The sequence below is a fragment of the Paenibacillus ihbetae genome (assembly GCF_002741055.1).
GTDB lineage: Bacteria > Bacillota > Bacilli > Paenibacillales > Paenibacillaceae > Paenibacillus_AQ > Paenibacillus_AQ ihbetae.
Genome location: NZ_CP016809.1, coordinates 4257412 through 4272926 on the forward strand (window position 1 = coordinate 4257412; position 15515 = coordinate 4272926).

Annotated in this window: 17 protein-coding genes and 1 riboswitch; of the genes, 12 read left to right on the top strand and 5 right to left on the bottom strand. The window is 53.3% G+C overall.

Annotation, left to right across the window (positions count from 1 at the left end; all coding sequences use genetic code 11):
* Positions 1-76 precede the first annotated feature (76 nt).
* Positions 77-1495, bottom strand: a complete 1419-nt coding sequence (locus BBD41_RS18980; protein ID WP_237086839.1) for a DUF2515 family protein — start codon at positions 1493-1495, stop codon at positions 77-79.
* A gap of 106 nt (positions 1496-1601) precedes the next feature.
* On the opposite strand from BBD41_RS18980, the gene BBD41_RS18985 reads away from it, so the two are divergent.
* The 8 genes from BBD41_RS18985 (at position 1602) to BBD41_RS19020 (ending at position 9811) form a co-directional block, all read left to right on the top strand.
* Entirely contained in the window at positions 1602-1946 is a 345-nt protein-coding gene (locus BBD41_RS18985) for a thioredoxin family protein (RefSeq protein ID WP_007131978.1), read from the top strand.
* A 215-nt stretch (positions 1947-2161) separates the two neighbouring features.
* Complete coding sequence (locus BBD41_RS18990; RefSeq protein ID WP_099478451.1) at positions 2162-3136, top strand: COX15/CtaA family protein; 975 nt, start codon at positions 2162-2164, stop codon at positions 3134-3136.
* A gap of 108 nt (positions 3137-3244) precedes the next feature.
* Positions 3245-5014 carry a UbiD family decarboxylase gene (locus tag BBD41_RS18995; RefSeq protein WP_077568091.1) on the top strand — a complete coding sequence of 590 codons (1770 nt, stop codon included), beginning with the start codon at positions 3245-3247 and terminating at the stop codon, positions 5012-5014.
* A gap of 51 nt (positions 5015-5065) precedes the next feature.
* A complete protein-coding gene (locus tag BBD41_RS19000; protein ID WP_099478452.1) occupies positions 5066-5785 on the top strand; it encodes a Cthe_2314 family HEPN domain-containing protein in 720 nt (239 codons plus the stop codon).
* A gap of 119 nt (positions 5786-5904) precedes the next feature.
* Positions 5905-6053: riboswitch (SAM riboswitch) on the top strand.
* 112 nt (positions 6054-6165) lie between these two features.
* The gene (locus BBD41_RS19005; protein WP_077568090.1) at positions 6166-7182 is read left to right on the top strand and encodes a methionine ABC transporter ATP-binding protein; all 1017 of its coding nucleotides are present in this window, start codon (positions 6166-6168) and stop codon (positions 7180-7182) included.
* On the top strand, positions 7182-7850 hold the full coding sequence (locus tag BBD41_RS19010) for a methionine ABC transporter permease (RefSeq protein ID WP_099478453.1): 669 nt from the start codon (positions 7182-7184) through the stop codon (positions 7848-7850). Before BBD41_RS19005 ends, BBD41_RS19010 begins: the two co-directional genes overlap by 1 nt.
* Before the next feature lie 65 nt (positions 7851-7915).
* A complete protein-coding gene (locus BBD41_RS19015; RefSeq protein WP_099478454.1) occupies positions 7916-8758 on the top strand; it encodes a MetQ/NlpA family ABC transporter substrate-binding protein in 843 nt (280 codons plus the stop codon).
* 279 nt (positions 8759-9037) lie between these two features.
* On the top strand, positions 9038-9811 hold the full coding sequence (locus tag BBD41_RS19020) for an SDR family oxidoreductase (RefSeq protein ID WP_077568086.1): 774 nt from the start codon (positions 9038-9040) through the stop codon (positions 9809-9811).
* Positions 9812-9894: 83 nt separating this feature from the next.
* Here the strand turns inward: BBD41_RS19020 and BBD41_RS19025 are convergent, their stop codons facing one another.
* Positions 9895-10140 carry a NifU family protein gene (locus BBD41_RS19025; protein WP_007131986.1) on the bottom strand — a complete coding sequence of 82 codons (246 nt, stop codon included), beginning with the start codon at positions 10138-10140 and terminating at the stop codon, positions 9895-9897.
* Between the two features lie 82 nt (positions 10141-10222).
* On the opposite strand from BBD41_RS19025, the gene BBD41_RS19030 reads away from it, so the two are divergent.
* The gene (locus BBD41_RS19030; RefSeq protein ID WP_077568085.1) at positions 10223-10474 is read left to right on the top strand and encodes a YuzB family protein; all 252 of its coding nucleotides are present in this window, start codon (positions 10223-10225) and stop codon (positions 10472-10474) included.
* A gap of 54 nt (positions 10475-10528) precedes the next feature.
* Here BBD41_RS19030 and BBD41_RS19035 read toward each other — a convergent pair whose 3' ends face one another.
* Both BBD41_RS19035 and mqnE read right to left on the bottom strand, forming a co-directional pair.
* Positions 10529-11587, bottom strand: coding sequence for an NAD(P)/FAD-dependent oxidoreductase (locus BBD41_RS19035; RefSeq protein WP_099478455.1), 1059 nt, complete (start codon positions 11585-11587; stop codon positions 10529-10531).
* Positions 11588-11775: 188 nt separating this feature from the next.
* A complete protein-coding gene (gene mqnE / locus BBD41_RS19040; RefSeq protein WP_007131989.1) occupies positions 11776-12882 on the bottom strand; it encodes an aminofutalosine synthase MqnE in 1107 nt (368 codons plus the stop codon).
* 393 nt (positions 12883-13275) lie between these two features.
* Here mqnE and BBD41_RS19045 point away from each other — a divergent pair, with 393 nt between their 5' ends.
* Positions 13276-13635: a HesB/IscA family protein gene (locus BBD41_RS19045; protein WP_007131990.1), complete on the top strand. Its 360-nt coding sequence runs from the start codon at positions 13276-13278 to the stop codon at positions 13633-13635.
* Between the two features lie 203 nt (positions 13636-13838).
* Here the strand turns inward: BBD41_RS19045 and BBD41_RS19050 are convergent, their stop codons facing one another.
* Positions 13839-14048: a hypothetical protein gene (locus tag BBD41_RS19050; protein WP_028404799.1), complete on the bottom strand. Its 210-nt coding sequence runs from the start codon at positions 14046-14048 to the stop codon at positions 13839-13841.
* Between the two features lie 221 nt (positions 14049-14269).
* Here BBD41_RS19050 and BBD41_RS19055 point away from each other — a divergent pair, with 221 nt between their 5' ends.
* Both BBD41_RS19055 and sda read left to right on the top strand, forming a co-directional pair.
* Positions 14270-14932 (top strand): YheC/YheD family protein, encoded by a 663-nt coding sequence (locus BBD41_RS19055; RefSeq protein WP_077568081.1) that lies wholly within the window; start codon positions 14270-14272, stop codon positions 14930-14932.
* Between the two features lie 284 nt (positions 14933-15216).
* The gene (sda, locus tag BBD41_RS19060; RefSeq protein WP_028404801.1) at positions 15217-15360 is read left to right on the top strand and encodes a sporulation histidine kinase inhibitor Sda; all 144 of its coding nucleotides are present in this window, start codon (positions 15217-15219) and stop codon (positions 15358-15360) included.
* Positions 15361-15515 lie beyond the last annotated feature (155 nt).

A 15515-nucleotide genomic window follows, 5' to 3' on the forward strand; every position in this document is an offset into this window, starting at 1 on the left:
TACGATCGATAGAGAAAATGTTTTAAGCAAAAGGACTGTTCGGATCCAAGGATCGGAGCAGTCCTTTTTTTGGTGATCAAGGCCTTGCTTGCTTCATATGAGAGACATCGTGGGCCATGGCCGTCTTCTCCAGCTGGGCCCGGTGCGCGTGGGTCATATCCAACAGCAGCGGCCGGTCCGGTTCACGAAAATGCCGAAGCTTGGCCGAGCTGCGATACCAATCATACCGCGGAATCGGGCCGGCGGGCGTATCCTGCCAGACGGATTCCAGTGCAGGGCTGTACAGGCGATTGCCTGAAGGGAGCCACTCGGATTCCATCAGTACGCTGCTCTCCTTCCCGCTGTTGATGGCCTCCTGTTTGTCCGCGGTGAACAGCGCCGGCCAATATTCGGAACGCGATCCCCGGTGGGGGGTTGATCTGGCAAAAGCGAGTGCGCGCCGGTGCACCTCCTCGTAACCGAAAAGCAGACCGTAGAGTGATTTACCGGCTTTGATCCGAGCCGTCAAGCTGTCGAATCTGGGAATGGTGAGCCCCGCTAGCGGCCGCAGCGGGAGCTTATGGCTTGTACCAAATGGATCCACGCCCCGGGTAACGGCTTCTGTCTGCCCAAGCGGGAATAAAATTTGGTTGAATCTCGCAAGTTCGTGCAAACGAAAATACGGATGCTTCAGAACCCGGGAGCGAAAATACGGATCCTGGGCAACCCGGCCTTCAATGTAATTCTGTTCATTTAGGATGAGGGCAACGGCGAGCATAGCGCCGTGATCGGGTTCCTGCCAGAAATGCTGCCAGAAGGGGAGCATGAAGGCCGAGACATGAAAGCATGGCAGGAGATGAAACAGCGGCTCGCCCAGCTTCCGGCTATGCATGTACAGCAGCAGCTGGGGGTAGGCGTCCTGAAAGATCAGGGCGTTGCATCGCTCTAAAAAACGGAACAGATTCACTTGAAATTCGGAATCCGTCAGATCTGACAGCAGACCTCCTTGCAGGTCAGTCATATTCCAGCCGGCATTACGGGAGACCATATGGGCAAGAAATGCCCAATGCAGCTCGGGAAAGGCTTCGTAGCAGCTAAGGTAGGCCTCGGTGCGCGTGATGTTGCTCCGATTGGCATCCTCGACGGTGCTCTGAATGGATTCCACGACTTCCTGTTCCCTGGCATGAAGTCCTTCAGCGGTATTCACGGATCGAATAAAGGGTAAGCTCATGGCGGGTGGGCTCACGCTCATTTTTAATTCCTTTTGCTGCCTGCGGACAATACGCTTTAGCTCGGAACGGAGGCCTCGCGCTGCGATCGGGTCCCAGCTCCATTGCTTTCGGCTTTCCCTTAGATTCGAGGATATTTCCCAGGAGGTCACCCTTCCGCTCAAGGCTTCCGCTGCGGCTTCCGCCAATGTGGACACCCATCTGCGAAGAGATCCGGCCCACGCCTGTTTATCTTTGCCGCCTTGCTGCATCCCGTTCTCACCTGCCGTTAGTCGATTGGTCATCATGGCGATTGCTATCTTGGTATTGTCAGTATGTCACGAATATTTGACTTCCACTCCACATTTTGATTCACTAAAGTTGAACCATTTCGACGAAAAGGGGAGATCATCCATGGACAAAATCACTTCGGAAGCCGAATTTCAGGTTGCTATCCAGTCTCCGCGCTTGACGGTCGCTGTATTCAAAGCAGACTGGTGCGGCGATTGCAAGTTTATCGATCCATTCATGCCGGATGTGGAGCAGAAGTTCTCGAACCAGCTGACCCTGGTAGAAGTTGACGTCGATGCCGTCGGCGACGTGAGCCAGCAGCAGAACATCCTCGGGATCCCCAGCTTCGTCGCCTATGCCGACGGCCGGGAGCTGGTCCGCTTCGTCAACAAATTCCGCAAATCCCGCGAGGAAATCGAAGATTTCCTGCAGCGTGCGGTAGATGTGTACGAAACGATTCATAAGTAAGCATAACGGGAAGGATGCACAACGCACCGTCGCCTACGGGTTACCCCTTGGCGGCGGTGTTGTTTTTGGCAATAAGCTCCTCCTAATTTTGAACATTTTGTCACAATCGTTAAAGTGACCGCTGCGGCATAATCAGGTATAATGAAATTTGGACTGCAATAAGGAATCCACTATGGATGGCGGATTGTTAAGAATATAGGCAGCAGGTGAGATTAGTGAATGATAAACAATTAAAATGGCTGAGTTACATAACATGCGCCGTCATGTTCTTCGCCACCTTCGGGGGCATGGTCGTTACCAAGACCGGCTCCGGGCTAGGCTGCGGACAAGAGTGGCCGCTGTGTAACGGAAAGTTTATTCCCGCTTACACCGTCTCCTCCTTGATTGAATACTCGCACCGCGCTGTCAGCGGGATGGCCGGCTTGGCCGCCTTGGCTTCCCTGATCGCATTTTGGAAATACAAGCGTGACCGCAAGGATCTGATGGCTTATGTGGTCATGACATCGGCGTTCGTGATTGTTCAAGCGATTATGGGAGCGCTCGCAGTGGTCAAGCCTCAGTCGGCGGCCGTGATGGCGCTGCATTTCGGCTTCTCCCTCATCGCATTTGCAAGCTCGGTTATGCTTGCGCTGGGCATGCGGAGGGTCGAAAAGGCGAAGGTGCCGCTCGGAACGGAACGGCTGCCCCGGGTCAGCAATGGTTTTCGCCGGCTCGTCTGGGGGGCGACGATTTATACGTATATCGTGGTATATATCGGAGCATTCGTGAGCCATACCGACTCGAGAGAGGGCTGCTCCGGCTGGCCGCTCTGCAACGGCGAAGTGATTCCGGAGCTCAGCGGCGGCGTGGGCATTGCCTTCATGCATCGGGTGGCGGCTCTGCTTCTGCTTATCGTAGTAGCCGTATTGGGACATTTCGCTTATTGGCGAAACCGGGACAACCGCGAAATTCAGATGCTTGGGGTTTCGGCAACGGTGCTGTGCCTGCTGCAAATTTTCAGCGGAGCCATCATTATGGCCACGATGCACAATGACGAAGTATATGTATTCTCCGCGCTTGGACACACCCTTCTGATCTCTGCGCTGTTCGGCGTGCTCAGTTACTTGAGCGTCCGGGTTTGGCAGCTGAGAGAATCGGTATCTGCCGAGCAGCAGGGCGAATTGGAGCTGCGCGGGGAGAAGACCGGCTAATTCCCGTCACTACAGTATGCAACATGGAACGTTTTAATATTTGTGCAGGCGAAGTCCCCGAAGCGAAACATGCTCGAGGACTTTGTTGTACCCGAAGGAGTGGAGCATTTGATTTACCAGAATCTACGCCAATGGCTTGAAACGCTTCGCAAGGAAAATGATCTGGCTGTCATTGAAGCACCGGTGGACCCGTATCTGGAGCTGGCTGAAATTCACCGGCGCGTGATTGAAGAGGGAGGGCCGGCCCTGCTGTTTACCAATGTGAAGGGGACGCCTTTTCCGGTGGCCACGAATCTGTTCGGAACCGCGCGCCGGGTCGACATGGCTTTCGGTCCGCGGCCGGAGCAGCTGATGAAATCGATCATCGGGGCAACCGATAAGCTGCTGCCGCCTACGTTTTCCGCGCTGTGGAATGAACGCGGGCTGTTTAAGGATATTTTAAAGGTCGGGATGAAATCCGTGCCTCAGCAAGAAGCGCCGGTTATGGGCGTGAAGGTGACGGAGAATCCGCTCAAGCAGCTTCCGCGGCTGACCAGCTGGCAGGAGGACGGCGGACCGTTCATCACGCTGCCGCTCGTCTATACCGAGAGCCCATCGAAGCCGAAGGATCATAATCTGGGCATGTACCGGATTCAAATTTATGATGACTCGACCACCGGAATCCATTGGCAGATTCATAAGGGCGGCGGCTTTCACTACTTCGAGGCAGAGCAGCAGAATCAGCCGCTGCCGGTGTCCGTTTTCGTCGGCGGTCCGCCTGCGCTGATCGCATCCGCCATCGCACCGGTGCCCGAGCATCTGCCGGAGCTGCTGCTGGCTTCGCTGATTATGGGCGGCAAGCTGCCGATGACGGACAACCCGCTTGGCGGACACCGCATTCCGGCGGAAGCGGAATTCGCGATCAGCGGAATCGTGCCGCCGCATGAACGCCGCCTGGAGGGACCTTTCGGCGATCACTACGGCTATTATTCCCTTGCGCATGACTTCCCCGTGCTTCACGTGAAGAATATGTGGCACCGCAAGGATGCCATTTATCCGGCAACGATCGTCGGAAAGCCGCGGCAAGAGGACTACTACCTGGGCGAGTTTTTGCAGCGCCTGCTGTCCCCGGCCTTCCCGATGGTGATGCCGTCGGTCCGCTCGCTATGGACCTATGCGGAAACCGGCTTCCATGCGCTGACGGCGGCGGTCGTTCGGGAGAGCTATTCCCGCGAGGCGCTCGTCTCCGCGTTCCGGATTCTGGGCGAAGGTCAGCTGTCGCTCACCAAAATGCTGATGCTGACGAACCGGCCGCTGGACCTGTCGGATTTCAACGAGACGCTTGAAGCGGTGCTGGAACGATTTAATCCGGCAACGGATTTATTCATATTTAATAAAACCTCGCATGATACGCTGGATTATACGGGGCAGAAGCTGAATCACGGCAGCAAAGCCGTGCTGATGGGGATCGGGGAGCCGATCCGCGAGCTGCCGCGAAGCTACGATGAAGGGGATATTCCGGGAATTTCCCAGGCGGTCGCATATTGCGGCGGTTGCCTTGTCGTATCCGGGGCATCCTATGAGAAAGAACCTGAGCTGGCCCGGCGCGTCATGGAGTTCATGCATGCCCGCAGCACGAAATGGCCGATGGTAATCGTCGTTGATGATGCCAAGGCAACGTCAGCCACGCAAACTTCGTTCTTGTGGACGGTATTTACCCGCTTTAATCCCGCGACGGATATCTTCGCCGCCAGCGAGATCGAGCATCATCATCTGTCGTACAAGCTTCCGCTGGTCATAGATGCCCGCATGAAGCCCGGATACCCGGATGAGCTGTTCCCGCGGGAGGATATTGTGAAGACGGTGGATGCCCGCTGGAACGAATATTTCGGCAAATGACCAGTCCATCCTAGAGGAATCAGGGACATTTTGAAGTAGGAGGTGCGGCCAATGCTTCGTTTGTTGCTTGGGGAACAACCGCGGCAGAATAACGGGCTGCTGGAAGAAGCGATCGAATCGATGGTCAAGACCAGCCAGCTGCTGAAGAAGGAAATGGAGAAGAACCAGGACCCGACGCATGACTTTCGCAAGCTTGAAATATGGACGCGCGGATTGATCGTTTCGCTCGATGAGCTGGAGCAGAGCTGGAATGCAGCGAAGCACTTCAGCCGATCGGTCCATTCGGGATATGTGGATGACATGTCGATCGAGGAGCAAGGGGAATACCGGCGCTATGTTTATTTTTATAAGAACGGATTTATTCGCGTATTCTCAATCCTTGACAAGCTGGGAACGGTGCTTGACGATCTGTACGATCTGAACACCTCGAAGGTGAAGGAGCATTTCTCCTACTTCACCGTGCTTCGCCAGTTCAAGTTCCTGAAGGCGCACGGCGAGCTGTCCGCAGAGCTGGAGGCCATCAAGGAGCGCTATAAAACGCCGATGAACAAGCTACGGAAACGGCGCAACACCGAGATTCACTACATGAATTCGGAAATGCAGGACGACCTGTGGCAGCGCCACCAGGGCCTGTCGGAGCGGATCGAGCTGGAGGATATCGGGCAGCATTTGGACGAGCTGGAGCAAGGGCTTGAGATGGTGTGCCAAAGCCTGAGAGCATCCTACCGGTATACGAACCAAATGTGGGCGAAGAACGGGATCCGGGCTTGACGCAGCCGACCATGAAATTCCTTTTGACAAAAGGGCGAAAAAAAACTATACTAACAATTGCATTCATGAATATGATTTGAAAAACACATCAATATAACGAAAAAATTTCATATCGAGTTTTCTTATCGAGAGAGGCGGAGGGACAGGCCCGATGAAGCCCGGCAACCGGCTCCAGCGTTGATTGCAAGTGCAATGAACGCAAATGGAGTGACATGGTGCTAATTCCTTCAAAGCAGCGCGACGTAAAGGCTGCTTTGACAGATGAGAAAAGGCGTCGACTTTATGTAAAGAGAGCCCTTTTTGATTCTGCAAAAAGTGGCTCTTTTCTTTTGCGGGTAAATAGATATGAAACGTTAGCACGAAAAAAGGGGGATCACGGTTTGATTGAACTGAAGCAATTGACGAAGCAGTACGGAAAAGCCGGCCGAACGACCACAGCATTATCCGGATTGAATTTGTCGATTGAAAAAGGAGAGATATTCGGTGTCATCGGACATTCCGGGGCAGGCAAGAGCACGCTCATCCGCTGCATGAATTTGCTGGAACGCCCGACGTCCGGCGAGGTGTGGGTCGGCGGCGTCAACCTGACGAGCCTCGGAAAGAAGCAGCTGCAGGCTGAGCGGCGGAAGATCGGCATGATCTTTCAGCATTTCAATCTGCTGTCCTCGGCAACGGTGTATGACAACATCGCCTTTCCGCTTCGTCTGATCAAGACCTCGAAGGCGGAAATCGAGCGCAAGGTAAGCGAGCTGCTGAATCTGGTGGGTCTTGCGGAGCATCGGGACAAGTACCCGTCCCAGCTGTCGGGCGGCCAGAAGCAGCGGGTTGGCATCGCCCGGGCGCTTGCAAGCGACCCGGAGGTGCTGCTCTGTGACGAGGCCACCTCGGCCTTGGATCCTCAGACGACGGATTCGATCCTGCGGCTGCTGCTGGATATTAACAAGAAGTTTAACCTGACGATTGTGCTGATCACGCATGAGATGCATGTCATTCAGAGCATTTGCGACAGAGTGGCGGTCATTCACCAAGGCGGCATTGTGGAGCAAGGTCCGGTGACGGAAGTGTTTCTGAAGCCGAAGCATGAGGTTACGCGGGAGTTCATCCGTCAGGAGATGGACAACGGTGATGCACTGCGATTGGCGCTTCAAGGCCAAGACGGGGGTTCCTCGCAGGCGGTGCAGATCACGTTCCTCGGGTCGAAGACGTACGAGTCGATCTTGTCGCATACGGTCCATGAGACCGGGGTGAACTTTGCGATCCTGCAGGGAACCATTTCAACGATCAAGGAAACGCCGTACGGGCAGCTGGTCGTGCGGTTTGAAGGCAGCGAGGGCGCGATTGAAGACACGATCCGCAGACTGCTGGATCAAGGATTAGACGTGGAGGTGATTCATTGATGCTGGGACTGGATTTTTCTCAGGTGGATTGGAATGAGATTGGCACGGCCACGCTGGATACACTGCGCATGCTTGGCGCTTCGGCCTTGTTCAGCTTCATCATCGGTCTCCCGATCGGGGTGCTGCTGTATATGGCTGCAAGATCAACGTCAGGCCTGGTTCGCTTCGGCTACTCCATCCTGTCGTTCATCGTGAACATTCTGCGGTCGGTTCCGTTCATCATTCTGATCGTAGCCATGATTCCGATTACGAAGTCGATCGTCGGCGTATCGTACGGCGTGCTCGGGACCATTCCTCCGCTTGTCGTCGGCGCGGCTCCGTTCTTCGCGAGACTTGTGGAGACGGCGCTGAACGAGGTGGATAAAGGCGTCATCGAAGCCGCCCATGCCATGGGCTCATCCACCAGCCAGATCGTGTGGAAGGTGCTGCTTCCGGAAGCCCGCCCGGGCTTGCTGGCAGGCATGACGATCACGATCGTGACGCTCGTATCGTATACCGCGATGTCCGGCCAGGTTGGCGGCGGCGGTTTGGGGGATTTGGCGATCAAGTACGGTTACTACCGCTATGAGACGGAGATTATGATTTTGTCCGTTGTCTTGATGATTGTGCTGGTGCAGCTCCTGCAGATGGCGGGGGACCGGCTGGTGCGTCATTTTACAAGAAAATAACGGATTGCTGGAGCAACAAGGAAGACATCATATAGATAAATTATTTTCGGAGGGAGAGTTTTAGGATGAAAAAATGGGTATTGGCATTCATTAGTTTGACTTTGGTCGCGGTGCTGGCTGCTTGCGGCAGCAAGCCTGCGGATAACGCATCGGAGCCTGCGGATACAAACGGCGCTGGGGGACAGGAGAAGGTAACCATTAAGGTGGGTGCTTCGCCGGCACCGCATGCAAAGATTCTTGAGCATATCAAACCTGCGCTGGAAAAAGAAGGCGTGAATCTGGAAATCGTCGAATTCACCGATTACGTGCTGCCGAATACGAAGGTCGACTCCAAGGAGATCGACGCGAACTTCTTCCAGCATAAGCCGTATCTCGATAACGAGATCAAGGAACGCGGATTGAAGCTGGAGTCCGTTATCGCCGTACACGTTGAGCCGCTGGGCGCTTATTCCAGAACGATCAAGTCGGTCGACGAGCTGAAGGACGGCGCCGTTGTCGCCATTCCAAACGATCCGTCCAATGCGGGCCGCGCGCTGACCCTGCTGTCCAAGAACGGCGTTATCAAGCTGGCGGACGAAACCAAGCTGGAAGCGACCGCGAAAGATATTTCGGAAAATCCGAAAAACCTGGAGTTCAAAGAAGTGGAAGCTGCCATGCTGCCTCGCATGCTGGATGAGCTTGATCTTGCTGTCATCAACACGAACTATGCCTTGGAAGCAGGTCTTGACCCAACGAAGGACGCGCTGTTTATCGAAGACAAGGATAACCCTTACGCGAACCTGCTGGTAGCTCGCCCGGACAACAAGGATTCGGAAGCTATCCAGAAGCTGGCGAAGGCGCTGACTTCGGAAGATGTGAAGACATTTATTGAACAGGAATACAAAGGAGCCGTTATTCCGGCATTCTAATGCGGATGCAGGCAGGAGGCCTGCGGAAGCGGATCCGGTCCGATTACGGGTTAGACTGGATAACTCCGAACAGAAGGATCTACTGAATACAACGAATTTATCAGGAAAGGGGCATCCCGACCATGCTGCGGCTTGTGCAGCTAATCGGGGGCTCCTTTCTTTCTTTTTGAGGGGCTGCTCATGGCTCTCATGGCTGCAAGATCCGGTCTGTCCTCAAGTTGTGGGGAAACAGCAAATCTTTTATACTGAAGGAAGGAGATACTCGAAGGAGGGAAACCATTGAAGGGAAAAGTGGCGCTGATTACCGGCAGTGCGACAGGACTCGGAAAAATGACTGCGCTGTCGTTAGCACGGCAGGGATGCAGTATTGTTATAAATTATGTGAACAGCAAGGATGAAGCGGTGGCGCTCTCCCGTGAAATTGAAAGCTTCGGCGTTAAATCCATCGTGGTAAAGGCCAATATTGCAGACGAGTCCGAGCTGTATTCCCTCGTCGATCAGACGGAACGCGAGCTCGGCACCGTGGATATCCTGGTTAACAACGCGGGTCCTTTCATCCGGGAGAGGCGCCTGTTCTCGGAATACAGCCGGGACGAAATCGTGCATATGGTGAACGGCAACCTGACCGGCGTCATGCTGCTCGACCACCGGGTGCTGCCGGCCATGAGGGAGAAGAGATGGGGACGGATTATCCATTTCGGCTTCGGCCATGCCGGGGAAGCGCGCGCTTGGCCCCAGCGTGCCGCTTACGCCGCAGCCAAGGTGGGGCTCGTATCCTTCACGAAATCCTTGGCGGTCGAGGAGGCACCCTACGGAATTACCGTAAACATGATCTGCCCTGGCGACATCCGCGGGGCGAACAAGGAGAAGACCATCGACGAGGTGGCCGGCATCCATGACGGCATGACGCCCCGGGGACGCTCGGGCAGCGGCGAGGATATCGCGAGAGTGATTGAATATCTATGCATGGATAAATCGGACTTCATTACCGGCAACATTATGGATATATCCGGCGGGCTGGATCCGATCCGTCCTTTGATCAAACCGGAATAAAGCACGAGCACGGCATACCATATTGCCACAAAAAAGAGTCTTGGTTCCCGAGGGGAGCCAAGACTCTTATACTAAACACAAGATTAAAATACTTGCACTACTTCTTGAATGCCTTCTACTTCCTCGACCAGGGCGCGTTCAATCCCTGCCTTCAAGGTGATGGTGGAGCTTGGGCAGCTGCCGCATGCACCCATCAATTTCAGCTTAACGATGCCGTCTTCAACGTCGACCAATTCCACGTCACCGCCATCGCGCTGCAGGAACGGACGAAGCTTATCAAGCACTTCAGCCACTTCATCGTATACAGTGGTTTGCGTGTTATCGCTCATCTTGTTCAACTCCTTTCCTCCCTATATTATAGTACATAAACCGGCAAATTAAAATGCCAATCTTAAGGCGGGACTGTGACCGATGACCATCTATATTGAATTTTGCACAAGCAACTCCTATTTCGGAACGGATCAAGCATTGCAGAAGCTGGAAGGTCAATACGACTGCCGGGTGATCGAGTACGGCTGCCTGACCAGCTGCGGTCAATGCTATTTGATGCCCTTCGCATATGTCGACGGCGACTGGGTGGAAGCGCCCACGGCGGAGGAGCTGTATGACAAGATATGCCGCCGGCTCGAAGCTTTGGCGGAAGGGAGGGAGCCCGAAGATTGACGAATCAGGTTCCCTGTCCGCTTTATGAAGCAGGATCGGTGAATCTATGATCCACTAGTAGTGGCGCTTGGATTTCCAGAGCACACCGCTCTTCAGAATCCGCGGCACGCGTCCGATGACGGAGGTATTGCCCATCAGTCCGAAGCCCGCATGCTTGCCGAGGGAGCCGAGGGTCCCCTTCAGCTTCAACGGCGATACCTTCGGCACATCATCGCGCCATAATGCCTTCATGACGTGACCGACCTGCTCGGCTTGCGCGCCGGCCGCCTGGGCGCTCGGTACGAATGGAAGGCTCGCGCAGTCGCCGATGACATATACCTCCGGATGGGAAGGAACCTGATAATATTGGTTCAGCAGCACGCGTCCGCTGCGGTCTTTTGGCAGATCGAGGTCCTGCACCACTTTGACAGGCTGGATGCCTGCCGTCCATACGGCCAGATCCGTGGCGATCGGCGTATCGAGATTATAGACAGCATCCTTCTCCACTCTGGATACCGAGACTCCGCTGTGGATATCGACATGATGCTCCTCGAACCAGCGATGAATATAAGCGGACAACCGGTTAGGAAAAGAAGAAAGCACCCGCTGTCCCCGGTCCAGGATGGCGATATTGAGGTCAGGACGGCTTTCGCGAAGGTCGGCCGCGAGCTCGATTCCGCTTAAGCCTCCGCCGATGATATGAACCTGGCTGTACGGCTTCAAATTGTTCAGCCGCAGATAGGTTTCCCGGGTCGCGGCGAACGACTGCAGGCTGTAGGTATACTCCTCCGCGCCCGGTACTCCGTGGTAACGATCCGTGCAGCCAAGCGCAATGGCGAGCTGAGTGTATTCCACTGGATCCTGGTCCAATAGGTTCACGCGCCGGATCTCAAGATCAATCGATGTGACTTCACCGTACAGGATCTGAAGCCGGTCATAAACCGGGAACTTAACACGAACGGCGGTATCGGCCACCGTGCCGGCTGCCAGCGCGTAGTATTCGGTCTTCAGTCCTTGGTAAGGCATGCGGTCGATGAGCACGACCTCCACGTCCGGGGGAAGATAGCCGCTGAATAATTCCTGAATTAAGGCAAGACCACCATAGCCTCCGCCGAGAATGACGAGCTTGTTCATAAAATTCTTCCTTTCTCAAGAGATAAGAATGAGAGATTGTTTGTAAGTGCCAGTCGCAAGAAAAACGCCGCTAGAAGCGGCTAGGGATCCCCACACTATAATATCTCTTTAACCTGTTTTCCGTTATTTCGAACGCTGATGCGGGTGCCGAAGTCTCCAGAAGGTTGGGGATTAGGCTGATCGATCGTTTATTCGTAAACCTTGATCTCGTTATAGAACGTGTCCCGTTCAACCGGGATGCGGCCTGCGCCTTGGATGAGCCAAACGAGTTCTTTGCGCGTAAGGCCTTCCGGCGTCAGTGCCCCTGCAGCATGGCTGATTCGTTCCTTCAGAATCGTGCCGTGCACGTCCGAAGCGCCGAAGCTGAGCGATACCTGGGTCAATTGCGGGCCGATATTGATGAAATAGGCCTTGATGTGATCGATGTTATCCAGCATCAGCCGGCTGATCGCGATGGTCTTCAGATCCTCGTAGGCGGAGTTGCGGCGCATAATGCCGGCATTTTTACTCTTCGGCTGCATGGACAACGGAATGAAGACAAGGAAGCCGCCGGTTTCATCCTGCAGATCCCGAATCTGCATCATGTGCCGGATCCGGTCCTCATGGCTCTCGATCGCCCCGTACAGCATGGTGGTATGGGTCTTCATGCCGAGCTGGTGGGCGGTGCGGTGTACTTCAAGGTACTGGTCGACATTGGCTTTGTCCACCTTCATCTTCTGACGGTACTGGTCGGACAGGATCTCGGCTCCGCCGCCGGTGAGGGATTTGAGGCCCGCCTTCATGAGCTCTTCCAGCACTTCCTTCGTGCTCAGACCGCTGATGCGGGTGAAGAACTCGATCTCGGCTGCCGTGTAGGCCTTCAGGGTTACGTCAGGGAAACGCTCATTCAGCGCTTTGAGGGAATCGACATAATATTGGAACGGCACATGATTATTATGTCCGCCGACGATATGGAATTCGCGGATGCCCGGGTGGATATGCTGCTCGACGTATTCGATCATCTCGGGACCGGACAGCGTATAGGAGCCTTCCTCGCCCTGATCCTTTCTGAAATTGCAGAACGCGCAGCGGGATTCGCACACGTTCGTAAAGTAAAGGCTCATGTTCTCGATGAAATATACTTTCTTGCCGTTCTTGCGAAGGTTCGCTTCATTGGCCAGCTGCCCGAGGGTCAGCAGGTCGTCCGTCTGGTACAGGTACACGCCGTCTTCGAGGTTGAGGCGCTCGCCGCTCCGTACCTTCTCGACGATCTCAGCCATTCTCCGATCGGTAAATGGTGTTATGATTGTGGACATACTTCCATCCTCCTGTTCACACTTCAGCTTCCGTGAAATCCGGCAAGCTGAAATGATCAATAAGTAATCACTCCCCGCAGGGAACGGTCCGGTTCTCAAGGGTACAGCATCAACGTAACGATAGGGCTGAATAAAAACCAAACTTTGTGAAAAAATATACAACTGTAGACCGCCATAACCTTTTTCCCACGCGATATGCGGGAGTGTGACAATAATCTGACAGTTGCCGCCCATGTTCCTCCCCTATTATAAACCTGACCCTCCGGGGTAGCAATACAAATAGACGAATTGGAAAAAGGGAATCCGCAGGAAGAAGCGGCGGGCATTTACGGCCTTGAGGGATTGAGGAAAGAGGAGTATACTTAAGAGTGAACGAAAAGGAGGGTGACCTAAATGATTACAATCAGCGACACAGCTGCAGAGCGTTTGAAAGAGATGCTGGCTGAACAGGAAACACCGAATATGTTCCTTCGTTTGGGTGTCACGGCCGGCGGATGCAGCGGTTTTTCGTATGCGATGGGCTTTGACGACCAGGAGACGGAAGATGATGTATATATGAACGTTCAGGATATGAAGGTGGTTGTCGAGAAGGACAGCATGAAATATTTGAACGGTCTTGAAATTGACTTTGAGGAATCCGGCATGACCGGGGGCTTTACCATCCATAATCCGAACGCTACCGTCACTTGCGGCTGCGGCTCGTCCTTCCGCACGAGGGAAGATGCGGGTAAGCCAAGCGCTGAGCCTTGCTAAAACCGGAGTTTTTGCATTAACATAGAAGACTAAATAAAAAATGCAGCTTTTTCTTCACTTGATGAAGAGAAGGCTGCATTTTTTATGATATCAGAAAATATAAACTTCGCTGATCAGCTTGCTGTCGCAAGAAAAAACTACCGCTAAACGCGGTCTGTCATCTTTGAATGTACGACGATAGACGTTTTTCTTATATTGCCCTCTCAAGCGGGGAAAAAGAACGTATCGTTCAGCATCAGCACAACCATCGCCGCTGCGACCAGCGAGAAGACGATACAGCCGGCTCCCAGGCCTCGGCGCTTATCCTTGATGAACCTGAAGCCCAGCACGAAGATAACAACCGTGACCGCTGCAAGGGCAAGCGACATGCCAATCATGGCAATCCAGTACAACACTTCAAACAAGCCAGCCAAAATGAAAATCCTCCTTGATCTAAAATCCCTATGTGTTATTAGTTTTGGACATCCTGATGGTTTTACTATACGACAGAACACAGCATTTGGAAAGCGTACCGGTACAGACGACACGATAATGCCAAATTATTAGGCATACCGTCACGGACAATCATCCAAGAGGATACAGGGCGGATCGAATACGATAACGTATGTCATGAATAAAAGGAGGCGAAAGCAGCATGGCGGGAAGACAGCTGGCCAGCAAGTGGCTCAAAACGGAGGCGCTGCTGACGGATCCGCAAGTCGCTCCCTACATTCCGGCTACGATGCCGTATGCAGCGGATACTCTGGTCTCAATGCTGGATGAGCACGGCATGGTTGTGATTAAGCCGATCGTAGGAACTGGAGGCAACGGCGTGATCCGGGTACTGAAAGACGGAACGGGTTACTTGATCACCCATAAGAGGCGTTCCGTTCATGTAAATACACAACAATCTATGCTGTATGTGTTGTCCAGAATGAGGCTTAGACGACGCTACATCATCCAGCAAGGGATTCATCTGGCCAGTATTCAAGGCCGTCCCCTGGATTATCGGGTGAAAGTGGTCAAGGAAAGGGGCAGATGGGAATTCCGCGCGATGCTGGGTAGACTTGCAAGCCCGGGACTGTTTGTCACGAATATTTGCAAGGGAGGATCACTGCTTCGGCTGCGTCATGCGCTTCGTTTATCCCTGCCGCACATCAATGCCTGGGAGAAGCGGAATGAAATGCGCCAACTGACCCGGCAGTGCATCGCCCTTTTGGAAGCAAGATTTCCGGGGATCGGCGAGCTTGGCTTCGATTACGGGCTCGATCATGAAGGGAAGATTTGGATTCTTGAAGTGAACACGAGACCGGCCTAATAAAATACGAATTTTTCCATATTATATCGTTTATACGAATTATTCATAGGGTAATAAAAAAATAACAATATATCTATTGATTAAATTTTTTTATAGGAAGTTGTTCACGATCCTGTGTATAACATTTATCCCCATAATCCACTTTGATATGACCTTGTTTTTACCACTTACCAACAAATTATACACAGGATTTCCACAGTAGGTTGTGGATAAGCGAACAGTTGTTCCGCTTTTCTATGTCTGATATGATAGATTCAGGAAATTTGAGGAAGGGTGTGAGAGGGATGGCTATGTTGACGGATGAGATGCTGCTCGATTCCTATCATATGGCTGTTGAATTGAAGTTAGAGCGTGAGTTCATTACTCTACTGCTGGCCGAAATTCATAAACGGAACTTGGACACCAATTCCGGCAGCATCCTGCATTAATTCACAATTTTCGTATAAAGACCAGATAGATTACGACGCTGCATGCGTATAATGCGGGATGGAACAACCTGGTTCTACATATGTAGATCAACCGAATAGAAAAGGTATCTTCGATTGAAGGATAATTCCTTCGGATCAAAGATACCTTTTTTCTT

What these genes read in the sequence shown, in the direction of transcription:
- BBD41_RS19010 (WP_099478453.1), top strand. Translation starts at nt 7,182, where the DNA reads ATGCTGGGACTGGATTTTTCTCAGGTGGATTGGAATGAGATTGGCACG.
- BBD41_RS19030 (WP_077568085.1), top strand. Translation starts at nt 10,223, where the DNA reads ATGACCATCTATATTGAATTTTGCACAAGCAACTCCTATTTCGGAACG.
- BBD41_RS18985 (WP_007131978.1), top strand. Translation starts at nt 1,602, where the DNA reads ATGGACAAAATCACTTCGGAAGCCGAATTTCAGGTTGCTATCCAGTCT.
- BBD41_RS18980 (WP_237086839.1), bottom strand. Translation starts at nt 1,495, where the DNA reads ATGATGACCAATCGACTAACGGCAGGTGAGAACGGGATGCAGCAAGGC.
- BBD41_RS19035 (WP_099478455.1), bottom strand. Translation starts at nt 11,587, where the DNA reads ATGAACAAGCTCGTCATTCTCGGCGGAGGCTATGGTGGTCTTGCCTTA.
- sda (WP_028404801.1), top strand. Translation starts at nt 15,217, where the DNA reads ATGGCTATGTTGACGGATGAGATGCTGCTCGATTCCTATCATATGGCT.
- mqnE (WP_007131989.1), bottom strand. Translation starts at nt 12,882, where the DNA reads ATGTCCACAATCATAACACCATTTACCGATCGGAGAATGGCTGAGATC.
- BBD41_RS19025 (WP_007131986.1), bottom strand. Translation starts at nt 10,140, where the DNA reads ATGAGCGATAACACGCAAACCACTGTATACGATGAAGTGGCTGAAGTG.
- BBD41_RS19015 (WP_099478454.1), top strand. Translation starts at nt 7,916, where the DNA reads ATGAAAAAATGGGTATTGGCATTCATTAGTTTGACTTTGGTCGCGGTG.
- BBD41_RS19000 (WP_099478452.1), top strand. Translation starts at nt 5,066, where the DNA reads ATGCTTCGTTTGTTGCTTGGGGAACAACCGCGGCAGAATAACGGGCTG.
- BBD41_RS19045 (WP_007131990.1), top strand. Translation starts at nt 13,276, where the DNA reads ATGATTACAATCAGCGACACAGCTGCAGAGCGTTTGAAAGAGATGCTG.
- BBD41_RS19055 (WP_077568081.1), top strand. Translation starts at nt 14,270, where the DNA reads ATGGCGGGAAGACAGCTGGCCAGCAAGTGGCTCAAAACGGAGGCGCTG.